The organism is Leclercia sp. J807, from assembly GCF_009734465.1.
Classification (GTDB): domain Bacteria; phylum Pseudomonadota; class Gammaproteobacteria; order Enterobacterales; family Enterobacteriaceae; genus Enterobacter.
The window spans coordinates 1,389,711-1,406,405 of record NZ_CP046446.1 but is presented as its reverse complement, the minus strand read 5'-3'; the positions used below and the strand labels follow the sequence as shown (position 1 = coordinate 1,406,405).

16 protein-coding genes and 1 riboswitch are annotated in these 16,695 nt (G+C 60.8%); of the genes, 4 read left to right on the top strand and 12 right to left on the bottom strand.

Annotated features, from left to right (window positions below; genetic code table 11):
- From moaD to moaA, 4 genes are all read right to left on the bottom strand, one after another.
- Window positions 1–246 (bottom strand): molybdopterin synthase sulfur carrier subunit, encoded by a 246-nt coding sequence (moaD, locus tag GNG26_RS06540; RefSeq protein ID WP_156238187.1) that lies wholly within the window; start codon window positions 244–246, stop codon window positions 1–3.
- A complete protein-coding gene (gene moaC, locus GNG26_RS06535) occupies window positions 239–724 on the bottom strand; it encodes a cyclic pyranopterin monophosphate synthase MoaC (RefSeq protein ID WP_156238184.1) in 486 nt (161 codons plus the stop codon). The genes moaD and moaC overlap by 8 nt, the downstream gene beginning before the upstream one ends.
- 3 nt (window positions 725–727) lie before the next feature.
- Window positions 728–1,240: a molybdenum cofactor biosynthesis protein B gene (moaB, locus tag GNG26_RS06530; RefSeq protein ID WP_156238181.1), complete on the bottom strand. Its 513-nt coding sequence runs from the start codon at window positions 1,238–1,240 to the stop codon at window positions 728–730.
- Between the two features lie 20 nt (window positions 1,241–1,260).
- Window positions 1,261–2,250 carry a GTP 3',8-cyclase MoaA gene (gene moaA / locus GNG26_RS06525; protein ID WP_156238178.1) on the bottom strand — a complete coding sequence of 330 codons (990 nt, stop codon included), beginning with the start codon at window positions 2,248–2,250 and terminating at the stop codon, window positions 1,261–1,263.
- A riboswitch (molybdenum cofactor riboswitch) is annotated at window positions 2,238–2,372 on the bottom strand. Its footprint overlaps the gene before it by 13 nt.
- Before the next feature lie 225 nt (window positions 2,373–2,597).
- On the opposite strand from moaA, the gene yvcK reads away from it, so the two are divergent.
- Entirely contained in the window at window positions 2,598–3,506 is a 909-nt protein-coding gene (gene yvcK, locus GNG26_RS06520) for a uridine diphosphate-N-acetylglucosamine-binding protein YvcK (RefSeq protein ID WP_103178763.1), read from the top strand.
- A 92-nt stretch (window positions 3,507–3,598) separates the two neighbouring features.
- Here the strand turns inward: yvcK and uvrB are convergent, their stop codons facing one another.
- A complete protein-coding gene (gene uvrB, locus GNG26_RS06515; protein WP_156238175.1) occupies window positions 3,599–5,614 on the bottom strand; it encodes an excinuclease ABC subunit UvrB in 2,016 nt (671 codons plus the stop codon).
- A 746-nt stretch (window positions 5,615–6,360) separates the two neighbouring features.
- On the opposite strand from uvrB, the gene GNG26_RS06510 reads away from it, so the two are divergent.
- Window positions 6,361–7,065 carry an ABC transporter ATP-binding protein gene (locus tag GNG26_RS06510; protein ID WP_103823525.1) on the top strand — a complete coding sequence of 235 codons (705 nt, stop codon included), beginning with the start codon at window positions 6,361–6,363 and terminating at the stop codon, window positions 7,063–7,065.
- Here GNG26_RS06510 and bioD read toward each other — a convergent pair.
- The 4 genes from bioD to bioB are packed head-to-tail and all read right to left on the bottom strand — an operon-like array spanning window position 7,025 to window position 10,655.
- A complete protein-coding gene (bioD, locus tag GNG26_RS06505; protein WP_197080135.1) occupies window positions 7,025–7,729 on the bottom strand; it encodes a dethiobiotin synthase in 705 nt (234 codons plus the stop codon). The genes GNG26_RS06510 and bioD overlap by 41 nt on opposite strands.
- The gene (gene bioC / locus GNG26_RS06500; protein ID WP_156238169.1) at window positions 7,722–8,477 is read right to left on the bottom strand and encodes a malonyl-ACP O-methyltransferase BioC; all 756 of its coding nucleotides are present in this window, start codon (window positions 8,475–8,477) and stop codon (window positions 7,722–7,724) included. The genes bioD and bioC overlap by 8 nt, the downstream gene beginning before the upstream one ends.
- Window positions 8,461–9,618, bottom strand: a complete 1,158-nt coding sequence (gene bioF / locus GNG26_RS06495; RefSeq protein ID WP_156238166.1) for an 8-amino-7-oxononanoate synthase — start codon at window positions 9,616–9,618, stop codon at window positions 8,461–8,463. The genes bioC and bioF overlap by 17 nt, the downstream gene beginning before the upstream one ends.
- Window positions 9,615–10,655, bottom strand: coding sequence for a biotin synthase BioB (gene bioB / locus GNG26_RS06490; protein WP_103823529.1), 1,041 nt, complete (start codon window positions 10,653–10,655; stop codon window positions 9,615–9,617). The genes bioF and bioB overlap by 4 nt, the downstream gene beginning before the upstream one ends.
- A gap of 69 nt (window positions 10,656–10,724) precedes the next feature.
- Between bioB and bioA the strand changes: the two genes are divergently transcribed.
- Window positions 10,725–12,032, top strand: a complete 1,308-nt coding sequence (gene bioA, locus GNG26_RS06485) for an adenosylmethionine--8-amino-7-oxononanoate transaminase (RefSeq protein WP_156238163.1) — start codon at window positions 10,725–10,727, stop codon at window positions 12,030–12,032.
- A gap of 44 nt (window positions 12,033–12,076) precedes the next feature.
- The gene (locus GNG26_RS06480; RefSeq protein ID WP_156238160.1) at window positions 12,077–12,553 is read left to right on the top strand and encodes a kinase inhibitor; all 477 of its coding nucleotides are present in this window, start codon (window positions 12,077–12,079) and stop codon (window positions 12,551–12,553) included.
- 66 nt (window positions 12,554–12,619) lie between these two features.
- On the opposite strand, the gene hutH is transcribed toward GNG26_RS06480, so the two are convergent.
- The 3 genes from hutH to GNG26_RS06465 all read right to left on the bottom strand — a co-directional run bounded on the left by hutH (window position 12,620) and on the right by GNG26_RS06465 (window position 16,685).
- Complete coding sequence (hutH, locus tag GNG26_RS06475; RefSeq protein WP_156238157.1) at window positions 12,620–14,140, bottom strand: histidine ammonia-lyase; 1,521 nt, start codon at window positions 14,138–14,140, stop codon at window positions 12,620–12,622.
- Window positions 14,140–15,825 carry a urocanate hydratase gene (gene hutU / locus GNG26_RS06470; protein ID WP_156238154.1) on the bottom strand — a complete coding sequence of 562 codons (1,686 nt, stop codon included), beginning with the start codon at window positions 15,823–15,825 and terminating at the stop codon, window positions 14,140–14,142. The genes hutH and hutU overlap by 1 nt, the downstream gene beginning before the upstream one ends.
- Before the next feature lie 125 nt (window positions 15,826–15,950).
- Window positions 15,951–16,685: a histidine utilization repressor gene (locus GNG26_RS06465; RefSeq protein WP_103178753.1), complete on the bottom strand. Its 735-nt coding sequence runs from the start codon at window positions 16,683–16,685 to the stop codon at window positions 15,951–15,953.
- Between the last annotated feature and the right edge of the window lie 10 nt (window positions 16,686–16,695).

The following is a 16,695-nucleotide window of genomic DNA, read 5'->3' as shown; positions in this document are numbered from 1 at the left end:
TCAGCCCCCGGTCACCGGTGGGAAGAAGGCCACCTCATCGCCCGGTTTGACCGGATGCGTGAACTCCACCAGCGTCTGATTCACCGCCGCCAGCAGTTTGCTCGCGTCCAGCGCCAGCGCCCAGCGGTCGCTCTGCGCCGCCAGATGCGCCCGCAGCGCTTCCACGGTATCGACCTGAATATCCAGCGTCAGGCTGTCGGTATTCACCAGCTCGCGCACCTGCGCAAAAAACAGTACTTTAATCATTCTCTTGTGCCCTGAAATCACCTGATTTACCGCCGCTTTTCGCCAGCAGGCGAACCGGGCCGATGACCATATCTTTCTGCACCGCTTTGCACATGTCGTAGATGGTTAACGCCGCCACGGACGCGGCGGTCAAGGCTTCCATCTCCACGCCGGTCTTACCCGTCAGGCGGCACAATGACTCAATGCGCACCCGGTTATGCTCCGGCTCGGCCCTCAGGTTCACCTCCACTTTGCTGAGCATCAACGGGTGGCACAGCGGGATAAGATCCCAGGTGCGTTTCGCCGCCTGGATCCCGGCGATCCGCGCCGTAGCGAAGACGTCCCCTTTGTGGTGGCTACCGTCAAGGATCATTGCCAGCGTATCGGGAAGCATGGTGACGAACGCTTCCGCGCGCGCCTCACGCACGGTTTCCGCCTTGGCGGAGACATCCACCATATGCGCTTCGCCTGCGGCGTTAATGTGGGTCAGTTGCGACATAGCTTACTTCTTCAGATGAGGATGGAAATTACATGGACGCGTGCGGGCATCGAGCTGCGGGGCAATGATGTTTTCCCACGCGGTGCGGCAGGCTTTCGTGGAGCCTGGCATGGCGAAAATCACCGTGTTGTTGGCGATCCCGGCCACGGCGCGCGACTGCAGGGTGGAGGTGCCAATCTCTTCAAACGAGAGCATACGGAACACCTCGCCGAAGCCTTCTATCTCGCGATCGAACAGTGGCAGCAGCGCTTCCGGAGCCTGATCGCCCGCGGTAAACCCGGTGCCGCCGGTGATCAGCACTACCTGCACGTTATCGCTGGCGACCCAGCGCGACACTTCCGCGCGAATGGCGTAGCGGTTCTCCTTGACGATAGCCTTGTCGACGATCTGATGCCCCGCCTCGTGGGCCGCATCGCGCAGCCAGTGGCCGGAGGTGTCATCCTCTTCGCCGCGGCGTTCAGAAACGGTAAGAATAGCAATACGCGTCGGGATAAATTCAGCGCTTACCTGACTCATCTTCTGGTTCCTTGTAGCGATTACCCGCCAATGTATGACAGGTTCTGGGTGATCCCGGTGTTGCCCTGATGCAGGAAGTGGGTCTGTTTTTTGTGCATCAGCGCCTCAGAAATGCGTGCTTCCAGCGCCGCCTGCTGCGCATCATCGGCCAGCAGATCGCGCAGGTCGACGCCGCCGTCGCCAAACAGGCAGAGGTGCAGCTTGCCCACCGACGAGACGCGCAGGCGGTTACAGCTGGCACAGAAATCTTTTTCATACGGCATGATAAGGCCAATCTCCCCTTCGTAGTCGGGGTGACAAAAGACCTGCGCCGGGCCGTCGCTGCGCTGGCGAAGCTGGTGGATCCAGCCGCGTTTGAGCAGCTCATCGCGCAATACCATGCCGGAGATGTGATGGCGGGAGAAGAGGTCGCTGCCCTCGCCGGTTTCCATCAGCTCAATGAAGCGCAACTGAATGCGGCGGGGTTTGATCCACGCCAGGAAGGTATCCAGCTGATGATGGTTCACATCGCGCATCAGCACGGTGTTGACCTTCACCTTGTCGAAGCCGGCCGCAAAGGCTGCGTCGATACCGTCCATCACCTGGTGGAATTTATCCTGTCCGGTGATGGCATGAAACTGGCGGGCATCCAGACTGTCGACGCTGACGTTGATGGCGGTCAGCCCCGCTTCGCGCCACTGCGCGACATCGCGCGCCAGGCGATAGCCATTGGTCGTGACCGCGATCTGGCGGATGGCGTCGTTTTCACGTACCGCCGCGATGATATCGGTGAAGTCCCGGCGCAGCGAGGGTTCGCCGCCGGTAAGACGGACCTTCTCCGTTCCCATGGCGGCAAACGCGCGCGTAACGCGGCGCACTTCATCCACGGAGAGAAAGCCGTTATTGGTGACGCTGCCGGGCTTATAGCCATCCGGCAGGCAGTAGGTGCAACGGAAGTTGCACACATCGGTAATCGACAAACGCAGGTAAAAAAACTTACGCGCGAATGCATCGGTAAGTTGTGAAGCCATGTACACCTTTCCTGATACGGGAGGCACAGTCATTTCTTCCTGTACCCTGGTGGCAAAAGCGCCACGGCCAGAGCGCCATATCTGTCGACACAGGCGCAAAGGCTAGAGTGTATGTTTTCAATGATGAAAACGTGGTTATGTCGATAGTAGCGTGTTAAAGCGAGTTTCGCTATCGTCGACTTTCGCTATATAAATGTGTATATAACGAGCTAATCGTGCCATTTCGGTTCAGAATACGTCATTATCACATTTTTGCATTGATATACGTCATTTTGCGCGGGTCGCAGCATCGTCATTTAGGAGTAGTTGCGTTACTGTTTACATGTTGGTCTTAATAAGGAATTTTTATGCGCAATCGCACTTTTGCGGATCTTGACCGGGTGGTCGCTCTCGGTGGAGGCCACGGGCTGGGCCGGGTCATGTCCTCCCTGTCATCGCTCGGCTCCCGCCTGACAGGGATCGTCACGACCACCGATAATGGCGGCTCAACCGGGCGCATCCGCCGCTCCGAAGGCGGTATCGCCTGGGGAGACATGCGCAACTGTTTAAATCAGCTTATCACGGAACCGAGCGTGGCTTCGGCCATGTTTGAGTATCGTTTTGCCGGTAATGGTGAACTTTCCGGGCATAACCTTGGAAATCTGATGTTAAAGGCGCTGGATCACCTCAGCGTCCGGCCTCTGGAGGCGATCAATTTAATTCGCAATCTGCTTAAAGTGGACGCCTTTCTCATTCCCATGTCCGAACTTCCGGTTGATTTGATGGCAATCGACTGCAACGACCATGAAGTGTATGGCGAGGTGAATATCGATCAGCTTGCCCTGCCGCCGAAAGAGCTGATGCTCTACCCCACTGTCCCAGCCACCCGCGAAGCAGTAGAAGCGATTGGTGAAGCGGATCTGATCCTCATCGGCCCCGGCAGTTTTTACACCAGCCTGATGCCGCTCCTGCTGATTAAAGAGCTGGCCCAGGCGCTGCGGCGCACGCCCGCCCCGGTGGTCTATATCGGCAATCTGGGTCGCGAACTCAGTCCGGCCGCCGCCGGGCTTTCGCTGGCCGCAAAGCTGGCGCTGATGGAGCAGTATGTCGGTAAAAAGATCGTCGATGCGGTAGTGGTCGGGCCGAAAGAGGATATCTCAGGTATGGAGGGCCGGGTGGTGGTGCAGGAGCCGCTCGAAGCAAGCGACATCAAGTACCGCCACGATCGGCATCTGCTGCGCGTGGCGCTGGAGAGAGCGATTCAGGCGTTGGGTTAGCTTGTACGGCCTGTAATGCCCGGTGGCACTTCGCTTACCGGGCTTACAGGCAGAGTGCCGTTGTTGAGCCGGTAAGCGCCACCGGGCATAAACTACGATGCGGCGATGAATAAATCCCGCAGCTGGTGCAGCTGGTCGCGGATCTGCGCGGCCTCTTCGAACTCCAGGTTCTGTGCGTGCTGCATCATCTGCCCTTCCAGCTCGTGGATTTGCTGCTGCAGCGCTTTCGGCGTCAGTGCCACGGTATCGGCCTCAACCGGTGAGCGCGACTTGCCGCGTCCCTTGGTTTTGGTTTTCGCGATATTCTGGCCAAGCTGCAGGATATCCACCACCTTCTTGTTGAGCCCCTGCGGGACGATCCCGTGCTCTTCGTTATAGCGCTGCTGCTTCTCGCGACGGCGTTCGGTTTCGCCGATCGCTTTCGCCATCGACGGGGTGATCTTATCCCCGTAGAGAATCGCTTTACCGTTAACGTTACGCGCCGCACGGCCAATGGTCTGAATCAGCGAGCGCTCGGAACGCAGGAAGCCCTCTTTGTCGGCGTCCAGAATCGCCACCAGCGACACTTCTGGCATATCCAGCCCCTCACGCAGCAGGTTGATCCCCACCAGCACGTCAAACTCGCCAAGACGCAGATCGCGGATAATCTCCATACGCTCCACAGTGTCGATATCCGAGTGCAGATAGCGCACCTTCTCACCGTGCTCTTCGAGGTATTCGGTCAGGTCTTCCGCCATCCGCTTGGTCAGGGTCGTCACCAGCACACGCTCGTTAATGGCCGACCGGGCGCGGATCTCCGAGAGCAGGTCATCCACCTGGGTAGCCACCGGACGCACTTCAATAATCGGATCGAGCAGGCCGGTCGGACGCACCACCTGATCCACCACCTCGTCGCCCGATTTCTCCAGCTCGTAGTTGCCTGGCGTTGCGGAGACGTAGATGGTTTGCGGCGCCAGCGCCTCGAACTCTTCAAACTTCATCGGACGGTTATCCAGCGCCGACGGCAGGCGGAAGCCGTACTCCACCAGGGTCTCTTTACGCGCCCGGTCGCCACGATACATCCCGCCGATCTGCGGAATGGTGACGTGGGATTCATCCACCACCAGCAGGCCATCCGCCGGCAGGTAGTCAAACAGGGTGGGCGGCGCTTCGCCCGGCCCACGGCCAGAGAGATAGCGCGAGTAGTTTTCGATACCGGAGCAGTAGCCCAGCTCGTTCATCATCTCGAGATCGAACTGGGTACGCTGGCTGATACGCTGCTCTTCCAGCAGCTTGTTATTTTCTAACAGCACCCTGCGGCGATCCGCCAGCTCAACTTTGATATCTTCCATCGCCTGCACGATGCGTTCGCGCGGGGTGACGTAGTGGGTTTTCGGGTAGACCGTGAAGCGCTGAATGGTCGATTCCACATGGCCGGTCAGCGGGTCGAACAGCGACAGCCGCTCCACCTCTTCATCGAAAAGCTCGACGCGCAGCGCGAAATCGTCCGACTCCGCCGGGAAAATGTCGATCACTTCACCGCGCACACGGAACGTACCGCGCTGGAACGCCTGATCGTTACGGGTGTACTGCAGCTCGGCCAGGCGACGCAAAATGGCGCGCTGATCGATAATCATCCCCACGGTCAGGTGCAGCATCATCTTCAGGTAGAGATCCGGGTCGCCGAGGCCGTAGATGGCCGATACCGAGGCCACCACCACCACATCACGGCGCTCAAGCAGCGCCTTGGTCGCGGAGAGACGCATCTGCTCAATATGCTCGTTCACCGAGGCATCCTTCTCGATAAAGGTGTCCGAGCTGGGAACGTAGGCTTCCGGCTGATAGTAGTCGTAGTACGACACGAAGTACTCCACCGCATTCTCGGGGAAGAACTCTTTCATCTCGCCGTAGAGCTGCGCCGCCAGGGTTTTGTTCGGGGCGAGCACCATTGTGGGGCGCTGGAGATCGGCGATCACATTAGCGACGGTGAAGGTTTTACCCGACCCGGTTACCCCCAGCAGCGTCTGGTGCGCAAGCCCATCCTCCAGCCCCTCTTTCAGACGGCGAATCGCTTCAGGCTGATCGCCGGAGGGACGGAAAGCGGAATTCAGTTTGAACGGTTTACTCATGAACGGCGACCTGATGATGGTTGATACGGCAGGTGAGTAATTTTACTCTTGATGGCTATTTTTGCCAGTAAATTATACTGGACATAAACACAGTGGCAACCGCGACGTTTTGTGCCACCCAGGGCAAGAATCAAACGAAGCTGCACAAAATTTCGCCTGCGACGGGATAAAATTCCATCAATGCACGGTTATCCCCAGAACTTTTTATTTTTTAACATTTGTCAAGGCGAGACGCCGAACTTAAGCGCATTATCGTGACCGTTTAATGACAAAGATTGATTTTATTTAACGCATTGATTTCATTTATTATTTTCAAAAAGACGCGTTTCGCAGCAATTCAGGCGCAGGCCGCGTATTCTCTCGCTTACCCCGCGTTTTCTAACTCTAATGCACATGGTTATCCACAGGAATAGTGGATAACTGCCTCCAGCCCATACGGAGCGTGACTCGGCTAATTCCCGGTTTTTACCTACAGCGAGACGGTAAAAAATTTTTATGACCCAATTTTGGCGATCTTATGACAATAAAACGTTCACCCACCAGTGAGACATTGTTCACATTTTAACCAAAATAGTACCTGCACCAGGTGAATCATACGGGGCACCGGCGCAGTGCATTACTCTCTTCTCGCAGCGCTTATTTTTGCGCCTAATCTGAAAAAAGGCGGTTTAAACGCTATTTTTTGGCCAGTGGCAAGAGTCTTGCAGAGTATCAGGGGACACTGATGTCTGAAAAGGAGTAAGACCATGTTGAGCCTGCGTGCCGTTAATCAGTATTACGGGGATCGCCACACCCTGTGGAACGTTGACCTCGATCTGCCGCCCGGCGTCTGTACCGGGGTGGTCGGGCTGCCCGGAATGGGGAAAACCACCCTCGTAAACTGCATTGCCGGCCTGCTGCCTATCGCCAGCGGTACGATGGTCTGGCATGACGCTGGAGCCTCGCCTTGTGAGTGGCTTCCGGGAACCGAAATTGGCTTTGTCCCACAGGACAGGCGAATTTTTTCCCAGCTGACGGTAGAAGAGAACCTGCATATCGCGCGGATGGCAAAAGGGAGTGTGGGCGGGTCGGTGAGTAGCGAAATTTTTGAGTTCTTTCCGGAACTTTACCCGCTACGCCAGCAGCGGGCGTCAGGGCTGAACGACGATCAGCAGTACCAGCTGGCACTGGCGAACGCGCTGGTCACTCGCCCTCGCCTGCTGATCCTCGACGAGCCCAGCCGTGGCGCCAGCCCGCTGTTTAGCATCAGGCTGGCGCAGCTGCTGCTCAGGTTCAACCGCGAACTGGGGCTAACGGTGCTGCTGGCCGAGCAGCACCTGTCGCTGATCCGCCGGGTGGCGGAGCGCTTCTGCCTGCTATACCGCGGGCGAAACGTGGCCCAGGGCCGCGTCAGCGAGCTGGATGACCCGCTTATTGCCCACTGGATGGGGCCGACGGCGCCAGTGCGCTGAGAGAAAGATAACGTCCGATATCCGCCGTGTCGGCCTGCTCGCCAAGCCAGGGGATCTCACCCAGCAGCGGTGCAGGCAGTACGCGTTTCAGCGTTGTCATGTATTCGCCATGACGTTTGCCGGGGGCCACCACCCCGTTCGCCACCCAGCCCGCAAAATGCAGCCCCGCCTGGCGGATCGCCAGGGCGGTCAGCATGGCGTGGTTGATGCAGCCCAGCTTCACCCCCACCACCAGGATCACCGGCAGGCGCTCGGCGATCGCCCAGTCGGCGAAGGTCTGCTCCGGAGAGAGCGGCGTAAACCAGCCGCCCGCCCCTTCCACCAGCACCCAGTCGGCCTGGCTTTCCAGCGCGCATAGCCCGGCTGAAAGCACGCTAAACTCGATGGGACGCTGCTCTTCCGCGCTGACAATATGCGGCGAGGTGGGCTCGGCGAAGGTGTAAGGGTTCACCGCCGGGTAGCTCAGCGCCACGCTGCTGTTGCGCTGTAGCGCCAGCGCATCACTGTTACGCAGCCCTTCCGCGGTCATTTCGCTGCCCGAGGCCACGGGCTTATACCCGGCGGTGTTGCGCCCCAGCGCCCTCGCCGCCTGTAGCAGGGCAGTGCTGGCGACGGTTTTTCCGACCTCGGTGTCGGTGCCGGTGACAAAATAGCGTTCAGTCACGTTCGATAATCCCATGAAAAAGTTGATAAGAAAGCGGGTATTTGCCATCACGCTGCGGCCAGGCCTGCGCCAGATCCTGCAGCTGTCCCCGGGTTAAGGGCCTGGCAGCCCGCCCGGCGTGCAGATGGGTGGCGCCGATCCCCTTCAGGGAGTGCATGGCGCTGAGCGCATCGTCAAAGTGCAGCGTGACGGTCTGGACCGCACAGCGGTGCCGCCAGCCATCGAGGGCATTGTTTACCTCTTCCTGGCTCAGAAAGCGGTTGGTGTGCGGCTGCGTATCTACCGCCTGCCAGGCCTGCTTCAGCTCCGGCAGGGAGCCGTTCAGCAGCGTGGTAAAGGCCACCCTGCCTCCGGGCTTCGCCACGCGCCAGAGCTCCGCCAGCGCCTGCGGCAGGCTGGCGCACCACTGCACCGCCAGATGGCTCCAGACCAGGCTGAACTGCGCATCCGCCAGCGGAATGGCTTCGATATCCGCCTGCAGATAGTGGTCGGCCGCCCGGTTGCGGCGCGCTTCGTCCAGCATCGGGGCGCTGAGATCCATCGCCGTCACCACGCTGCCACTTCTGCGCCAGGCGAGGCTGTTGCTGCCCGGGCCACAGCCAGCGTCCAGCACGCTGGGGAAGGTGTTTTCTGCGAGCAGCGCCCGCAGCCCGTCGGCACTTTGCCGCTGGAGCGCGTCGTGGCGGGAATAGCTTTGCGCCGCCCGGCCAAAGGCGGCGGCAATGGCTTGTTTATTCACTTCCGACATGCAGCGCCTCCAGTAACGCGGTGATGTCTGCCGCTTCATGAGCCGCCGTCAGAGTCAGGCGTAAGCGCGCCGTGCCCGCCGGTACAGTGGGCGGACGAATGGCCGTCACCCAGATCCCCTTCTCTCTGAGGGTCTGCGCCAGATGCAGGGCGCGCGCATTTTCACCCACAATCAGCGGCTGAATGGCGCTTTGCGACGCGGTGATCTCAAGCGGAAGGCCGCTCACGCCTGCGCGGAACTGGCTGATAAGTGCCGAGAGCCGTTGCCGCCGCGCCTCCCCTTCCTCGCTGCGAATAAGGTTAAAGGCTGCCAGTAATGCCACCGCCTGGGCAGGGGGCATGCTGGTGCTGTAGATAAGATGGCGGGCAAACTGCAACAGGTAGTCGGCCACCGGGTCGCTACACAGTACCGCCGCGCCGCTGATACCCACGCCTTTGCCAAAAGTCACCACCAGCAGCTCGGGTTTGACGCCCTGATGTGCCGCACTGCCGCGCCCTTCTGGCCCGGTGACGCCAATACCGTGGGCATCGTCCACCAGCAGCCAGCTCCCCTTACGGCGGGCCGCCGCATGGATATCGACCAGCGGGGCGCTGTCGCCATCCATGCTGAAGATCCCCTCGGTCACCACCAGCTGCTGGCCTTCGCAGGGTTTATCCAGCAGCGAAGCGAGCTGAGCGGCATCGTTATGGGCGAAGCGCCGGAGCTGGGCCGGGCTGTGACTGGCCGCTTCCAGCAGGGAGGCGTGGCTTAAACGGTCGGCCACGATGCGATCGTCCTTGCCGGTCAGGGCTGCAATCAGCGCCTGATTGGCAGCAAAGCCGGAGATAAACAGCAGCGCCCGCGGGTAGCCGAGCCAGTCGGCAAGCTGCTCCTCCAGCGCCCGGTGCGCGCGGGTATAACCGCTGACATGGCCGGAGCCGCCGCTCCCCACGCCATACTGCTCCGCCCCCTGTTGCCAGGCGCGGATAAGGGCCGGATGCTGGCTCAGGCCGAGATAGTCGTTGCTGGAAAAATTAGAGTAGCGCCGCTGGTCGCAGGTGAGAAAACGGCCTGCGCCGTTTTCTACCGGGGTGCGCACGCGCAGCGCCTCTGCCGCCCGACGGGCATCGAGGGCGGCATCAATACGTTGCTGCCAGGTCATAGCGTCGCCGCGTTATAGAACTGGTCGGTATCGGCGTTGAAAAGCTGCTGTTCCAGCTGGTGCTGCTGTTCGTTATCGCCAGTGAGAACCGCGGTCTGCTGCGGATTTAGCCCCAGCTTGCGGAACAGCTGGACATCTTTGTCCTCTTCCGGGTTCGGGGTGGTGAGCAGTTTGCAGCCGTAGAAGATGGAGTTGGCCCCGGCCATAAAGCACATCGCCTGGGTCTGCTCGTTCATCTGCTCGCGGCCCGCCGAGAGGCGCACATAGGAGGTTGGCATCATCACCCGCGCCACCGCAATGGTGCGGATGAAATCAAAGGCGTCAACGTCGTCGTTATCGGCCAGCGGGGTGCCCTTCACCTTCACCAGCATGTTGATCGGCACGCTTTCCGGCGGCGTGGGCAGGTTCGCCAACTGCAACAGCAGACCGGCGCGATCGGTGACCGTTTCGCCTAAGCCCACGATGCCACCCGAGCAGACCTTAATGCCCGCCTCACGCACTTTATCCAGCGTGTCCAGGCGCTCCTGGTAGGTACGGGTGGTGATGATGTTGCCGTAGAACTCCGGGGAGGTGTCGAGGTTGTGGTTGTAATAATCCAGCCCCGCCGAGGCCAGGCGCTGCGCCTGGCTGTCGTCCAGCGTGCCGAGGGTCATGCAGGCCTCCAGGCCCATCGCCTTAACGCCCTGCACCATCTGTTCGAGGTAAGGCATGTCGCGCTCGTGCGGGTTTTTCCACGCCGCGCCCATGCAGAAGCGGGTCGAACCGGCGTTTTTCGCCTGGCGGGCCGACTCCAGCACCTGCTCCACCTCCATCAGCCGCTCGGATTCGAGGCCGGTTTTGTAGCGCGCACTTTGCGGGCAGTATTTACAGTCCTCCGGGCAGGCGCCGGTCTTGATCGACAGCAGCGTACTGACCTGAATCTGCTGCGGATCGAAATGCTGACGGTGGATCTGCTGCGCTTCAAACAGCAGTTCAAGAAGGGGTTTTTCAAATAATGCAGTGACTTGCGACATTGTCCAGCGAGTCTGGTGAGCCATGGGGCATCTCCAAAGGGGTTTAGTTCAGTGTGGTTTCGGTTTATACTTGTAAACCTAAATGTTTTCAAAATGGTTTACAAGTCGATTATGACAACGGACGATCTCGCCTTCGATCGGCAACATATCTGGCATCCTTACACCTCCATGACCCAGCCCCTGCCGGTCTATCCGGTGACGGAAGCCCACGGCTGCGAGTTGACGCTGGCCAGCGGCGAACAGTTGGTAGACGGCATGTCCTCCTGGTGGGCGGCCATTCACGGCTACAATCACCCCCGGCTGAACGCCGCGATGAAAGCGCAGATTGACCGCATGTCGCACGTGATGTTCGGCGGGATCACCCATCCTCCCGCGGTGGATCTCTGCCGTCGGCTGGTGGCGATGACCCCCGACGCGCTGGAGTGCGTGTTCCTGGCCGACTCCGGCTCGGTGGCGGTGGAAGTGGCGATGAAAATGGCGTTGCAGTACTGGCACGCCAAAGGCGAATCCCGCCAGCGGTTCCTCACCTTCCGCAACGGCTACCACGGCGACACCTTCGGGGCGATGTCGGCCTGCGATCCCGACAACTCAATGCACAGCCTGTGGAAGGGCTACCTGCCGGAAAACCTGTTCGCTCCGGCTCCACAAAGCCGCTTTGACGGCGGGTGGGATGAGCGGGACATGGTCGGCTTTGCCCGCCTGATGGCCGCCCATCGCCACGAGATTGCCGCGGTGATCCTCGAGCCCATCGTGCAGGGAGCGGGCGGCATGCGCATCTACCATCCGGAATGGCTGAAGCGCATCCGCCGGATGTGCGACCGGGAAGGTATCCTGCTGATTGCCGACGAGATTGCCACCGGCTTCGGGCGCACCGGCAAACTGTTTGCCTGCGAGCACGCGGGGATTACGCCGGACATTCTCTGCCTCGGCAAAGCCCTGACCGGCGGCACCATGACCCTCTCCGCCACCCTCACCACCCGCCTGGTGGCCGAGACCATCAGCAACGGCGAGGCGGGCTGCTTTATGCACGGCCCGACCTTTATGGGTAACCCGCTGGCCTGCGCCGTCGCCAGTGAGAGCCTGGCCCTGCTGGAGAGCGGCGAGTGGCAGACCCAGGTGGCCACCATTGAAGCCCAGCTGCAGAATGAGCTGGCGGCAGCGCGGGATTCAGCATTCGTCGCCGACGTGCGGGTGCTGGGGGCTATCGGCGTCGTCGAAACGACCCATCCGGTGAACATGGCAGCCCTGCAACGCTTCTTTGTGGCGCGCGGCGTCTGGGTGCGGCCGTTCGGCAAACTAATCTATCTGATGCCGCCGTATCTGATCAGCCGTGACCAGCTCAGCAAGCTGACCGCCGCGGTGGTAGATGCCGTTCAGGAACCTGCGCACTTCAGGCTCTAGTTTATGCGTTACACTTCTGGCAGAGCTCATTACGGAGGAACAGAATGAAACTCATCAGTCAGGATCTGCGCGACGGCGATAAACTCCCGCTGCGCCACGTGTTTAACGGTATGGGTTACGAGGGAGATAACATCTCTCCGCATCTGGCGTGGGACGAGGTGCCGCCGGGCACCAAAAGTTTTGTCGTCACCTGCTACGATCCCGATGCGCCTACCGGCTCCGGCTGGTGGCACTGGGTTGTCGCCAATATCCCGGCCGATACCCGCGTGCTGCCGCAGGGCTCCGGCTCCTCGCTGGTGGCGCTGCCGGAGGGTGCCATAGAGACCCGCACCGATTTTGGCAAAGCAGGATATGGCGGCGCAGCGCCGCCTAAGGGCGAAACCCATCGCTATATCTTTACGGTGCATGCCCTGGATGTGGAGAGGATTGAGGTGGATGAAGAGGCGAGCGGCGCGATGGTGGGCTTTAACGTCCATTTTCATACCCTGGGCAGCGCGTCCATTACCGCGATGTACAGTTAAATAAAAAAACCGGCACATTGGCCGGTTTTTTGTAGGCCCGGTAAGCGAAGCGCCACCGGGCGTGTATTACAGGAAGGCCGGTAACATCCCCGCCAGACTCCCTTTCTTCAGTAGATCCATCGCTGCATCAATATCCGGGGCGAAGAAGCGGTCATCATCATAGTGCGCCACCTGCTCCCGCAGGATATGACGCGCCTGCTCCAGCAGCGGGCTGGAGGTGAGGCCATCACGCAAGTCGCAGCCCTGCGCTGCCGCCAGCCACTCTACCGCCAGCACGCCACGGGTATTGCCCGTCATCTCCCACAAACGACGACCTGCCGCCGGAGCCATTGAGACATGGTCTTCCTGGTTGGCAGAGGTGGGCAGGCTGTCCACGCTGTGTGGGTGCGACAGCGCCTTGTTCTCACTCGCCAGCGCCGCGGCGGTGACCTGGGCGATCATAAAGCCGGAGTTCACCCCGCCGTTGCGCACCAGGAACGGCGGCAGCTGGGACATATGTTTATCCATCATCAGCGCAATACGGCGTTCAGAGAGCGCACCGATCTCGGCAATCGCCAGGGCCAGATTATCCGCCGCCATCGCCACCGGTTCGGCGTGGAAGTTGCCGCCGGAGACCACCTCACTTTCCGCCGCGAAGACCAGCGGGTTGTCGGAGACGGCATTGGATTCCACCAGCAGCACCTCTGCCGCCTGGCGCAGCTGGGTCAGGCAGGCGCCCATCACCTGCGGCTGACAGCGCAGGGAGTAGGGATCCTGCACCTTGTCGCAGTTGTGATGCGACTCGGCAATGGCGCTGGTGTCGGTCAGAACGTGGCGGAACAGCGCTGCGGCGTCGATCTGCCCGCGCTGGCCGCGCACCTCGTGGATACGGGCATCAAACGGGCGCCGGGAGCCGAGCACCGCTTCGGTGGTCAGCGCCCCGCAGACCACCGCCGAGGCAAAGAGATCTTCGGCTTCAAACAGGCCGCGCAGGGCAAAGGCGGTGGAAGCCTGGGTGCCGTTCAGCAGGGCCAGCCCCTCTTTCGCCGCCAGCGTCACCGGGGCCAGCCCGGCTTTTTGCAGGGCGGTGGCGGCCGGGAGCCATTCGCCACGGTAGCGGGCTTTGCCTTCGCCGAGCAGGGTCAGAGACATATGCGCCAGCGGTGCCAGGTCGCCGGAGGCACCGACCGAGCCTTTGGCCGGGATCCACGGGTAGACGCCCGCATTGACCATGGCAATCAGCGCTTCAATCACGCTCAGGCGGATGCCGGAGAAACCGCGTGCCAGGCTGTTGATCTTCAGCACCATCATCAGGCGCACCATATCATCATCCAGCGGTTCACCGACGCCAGCGGCATGGGACAGCACCAGCGAACGTTGCAGTTTTTCCAGATCGTGGGTGGCGATGCGCGTCTGCGCCAGCAGGCCAAACCCGGTGTTAATGCCGTAGGCGGTGCGCCCTTCGGCGACAATGGCTTCCACGCAGGCGACGCTGTCGTTAATCGCCTTATGGGCCGCCTCATCGAGCGTGAGCTGGAGCGGCTGCTGCCAGATCTGGCGCAACTGGGCCAGAGTCAGGGAACCGGGCGTCAGGGTTAAGGCGTTCATCAGTGCTTTCCTTGTGTGGCCGCGATCATCGGCAGGTTGAGGCCCTGCTCTTTCGCGCAGTCGATGGCAATGTCATACCCCGCATCGGCATGGCGCATAACGCCTGTCGCCGGATCGTTGTGCAGGACGCGGGCAATACGGGCTGCGGCTTCATCGGTGCCGTCGCAGACGATCACCATCCCGGCATGCTGGGAGAAGCCCATGCCCACCCCGCCGCCGTGGTGCAGCGAAACCCAGGTGGCGCCGCTGGCGGTGTTGAGCAGCGCGTTCAGCAGCGGCCAGTCGGAGACCGCGTCGGAGCCGTCCTGCATCGCTTCGGTTTCGCGATTCGGGCTGGCAACCGAGCCGGAATCGAGATGGTCGCGACCAATGACGATGGGCGCGGAAACTTCACCGCTGCGCACCATTTCGTTGAAGGCGAGGCCCAGCTTCTGGCGCCACTCCAGCCCGACCCAGCAGATCCGCGCCGGCAGTCCCTGGAAGTTGATGCGCTCGCGAGCCATGTCCAGCCAGTGATGGAGGTGCTCATCATCGGGGATGATCTCTTTCACTTTGGCGTCGGTTTTGTAGATGTCTTCCGGATCGCCGGAGAGGGCTACCCAGCGGAACGGGCCAATACCGCGGCAGAACAGCGGACGAATATATGCCGGAACAAAGCCCGGGAAGTCGAAGGCGTTAGCCACGCCCATCTCTTTCGCCATCTGGCGGATGTTATTGCCGTAGTCGAAGGTCGGCACCCCCTGCTGACTGAAGGCCAGCATCGCGTTAACGTGGTCAGCCATGGAACGCTTCGCCGCCAGTACGGTGCCTTCCGGATCCTGCTGCGCTTTCTGCTGGTACTCTTCCCAGCTCCAGCCTTTTGGCAGGTAGCCGTGCAGCGGATCGTGGGCGCTGGTCTGGTCGGTGACCAGGTCCGGGCGCACGCCGCGCGCCACCAGTTCCGGTACGATGTCGGCGGCGTTGCCGCACAGGGCAATGGAGACGGCCCGTCCCTCGGCGGTATATTTCTGGATGCGCGCCAGGGCGTCGTCAAGCGTGTCGGCCTGCTCATCGACGTAGCGGGTCCGCAGACGGAAATCGATGCGGCTCTGCTGGCATTCAATATTCAGGGAGCAAGCCCCCGCCAGCGTTGCCGCCAGCGGCTGTGCGCCGCCCATGCCGCCTAAGCCCGCGGTGAGCACCCAGCGGCCTTTCAGGGAGCCGTTATAGTGCTGACGGCCCGCTTCGACAAAGGTCTCGTAAGTGCCCTGGACGATGCCCTGGCTGCCAATGTAGATCCAGCTGCCGGCGGTCATCTGGCCATACATCGCCAGCCCTTTCGCATCCAGCTCGTTGAAGTGTTCCCAGGTGGCCCAGTGCGGCACCAAGTTGGAGTTGGCGATCAGCACCCGAGGGGCGTTTTTGTGGGTTTTGAACACCCCGACCGGTTTACCGGACTGCACCAGCAGGGTTTCGTCGCTTTCCAGTTCGGTAAGCGCGGCGACAATGGCGTCATAGCACGCCCAGTTGCGCGCGGCGCGGCCAATCCCGCCATAGACCACCAGCTCGTGAGGATTCTCCGCCACGTCGGGATCGAGGTTATTCATTAACATGCGCAGCGGGGCTTCGGTGAGCCAGCTTTTGGCAGTCAGCCGGGTGCCACGTGGGGCGCGGATCTCTTGCTGGCGAAACTTACCTGACGACATTGTGTGCTCCTCATTGGGGACAGAATATACGGTAAGATATACTTGTATAGACAAGTGCACACAAGACCGGTTTTAACAATTAAGATACATTTTTGTCATATTGCGTCAGCAATCACGCTTTTGGCTTATGACATGAAATGGCCCTGCAGCCGGTAGCGGTTGCCGGGGAACAGCAGCCGGGCATGGGAGACGATGTGGGAGGCTGACCAGGTGCGGCGGTGGATCAGCAGGCAGGGATCGTGCTCTTTGATGCGCAGCAGCTCGCACTCTTTCGGCGTGGCCCGCACCGCCTCGACGATATGCTCCCCTTCCGTCAGCGGCGCAACCCGCGACAGATAAGCATGGGGCGTGGTGGTGGTGTAGTCCTGTTGGAGGTAGTCCGGCACCAGCGCGGCATTGACGCAGCGATCCTCTATCTGCACCGGAACGTCGTTTTCATAGTGCAACATCAGGGAGTGAAAGATGCGCGATCCCTCTTTGACGTTCAATGCCACCGCCTGGGCAGCGCTGGCCTGCGTCTCTTCGAGGAACTGCACTTCACACCGGTGCTGATGGTTGCGGGAGGCGATCTCATCGGCAATGCTGCGGATCTCAAACAGCGCTGACTGCCCTTTTGGCTCGGCGACAAAGGTGCCGACCCCCTGCAAACGCACCAGCAGCCCTTCATCGGTCAGCTCCCGCAGCGCGCGGTTGATGGTCATCCGGCTAAAGCCGAACTGGGCCACCAGCTCCGCCTCGGACGGGATGCGATCGTGGGGACGCCAGACGCCGGTGGCGATCTGATGGCTGATCGCCTGCTTGACCTTTTCATAGAAAGGGGCTGGTGCACTGGCCTGCTGCTGCGGGGCGCGAGAGAACATAGCAATTCCT

Bases quoted from the DNA above. Each gene is read 5' to 3' on its own strand.
- moaD (WP_156238187.1), bottom strand. From the start codon at position 246: ATGATTAAAGTACTGTTTTTTGCGCAGGTGCGCGAGCTGGTGAATACC.
- moaC (WP_156238184.1), bottom strand. From the start codon at position 724: ATGTCGCAACTGACCCACATTAACGCCGCAGGCGAAGCGCATATGGTG.
- moaB (WP_156238181.1), bottom strand. From the start codon at position 1,240: ATGAGTCAGGTAAGCGCTGAATTTATCCCGACGCGTATTGCTATTCTT.
- moaA (WP_156238178.1), bottom strand. From the start codon at position 2,250: ATGGCTTCACAACTTACCGATGCATTCGCGCGTAAGTTTTTTTACCTG.
- yvcK (WP_103178763.1), top strand. From the start codon at position 2,598: ATGCGCAATCGCACTTTTGCGGATCTTGACCGGGTGGTCGCTCTCGGT.
- uvrB (WP_156238175.1), bottom strand. From the start codon at position 5,614: ATGAGTAAACCGTTCAAACTGAATTCCGCTTTCCGTCCCTCCGGCGAT.
- GNG26_RS06510 (WP_103823525.1), top strand. From the start codon at position 6,361: ATGTTGAGCCTGCGTGCCGTTAATCAGTATTACGGGGATCGCCACACC.
- bioC (WP_156238169.1), bottom strand. From the start codon at position 8,477: ATGTCGGAAGTGAATAAACAAGCCATTGCCGCCGCCTTTGGCCGGGCG.
- bioF (WP_156238166.1), bottom strand. From the start codon at position 9,618: ATGACCTGGCAGCAACGTATTGATGCCGCCCTCGATGCCCGTCGGGCG.
- bioB (WP_103823529.1), bottom strand. From the start codon at position 10,655: ATGGCTCACCAGACTCGCTGGACAATGTCGCAAGTCACTGCATTATTT.
- bioA (WP_156238163.1), top strand. From the start codon at position 10,725: ATGGTTTACAAGTCGATTATGACAACGGACGATCTCGCCTTCGATCGG.
- GNG26_RS06480 (WP_156238160.1), top strand. From the start codon at position 12,077: ATGAAACTCATCAGTCAGGATCTGCGCGACGGCGATAAACTCCCGCTG.
- hutH (WP_156238157.1), bottom strand. From the start codon at position 14,140: ATGAACGCCTTAACCCTGACGCCCGGTTCCCTGACTCTGGCCCAGTTG.
- hutU (WP_156238154.1), bottom strand. From the start codon at position 15,825: ATGTCGTCAGGTAAGTTTCGCCAGCAAGAGATCCGCGCCCCACGTGGC.
- GNG26_RS06465 (WP_103178753.1), bottom strand. From the start codon at position 16,685: ATGTTCTCTCGCGCCCCGCAGCAGCAGGCCAGTGCACCAGCCCCTTTC.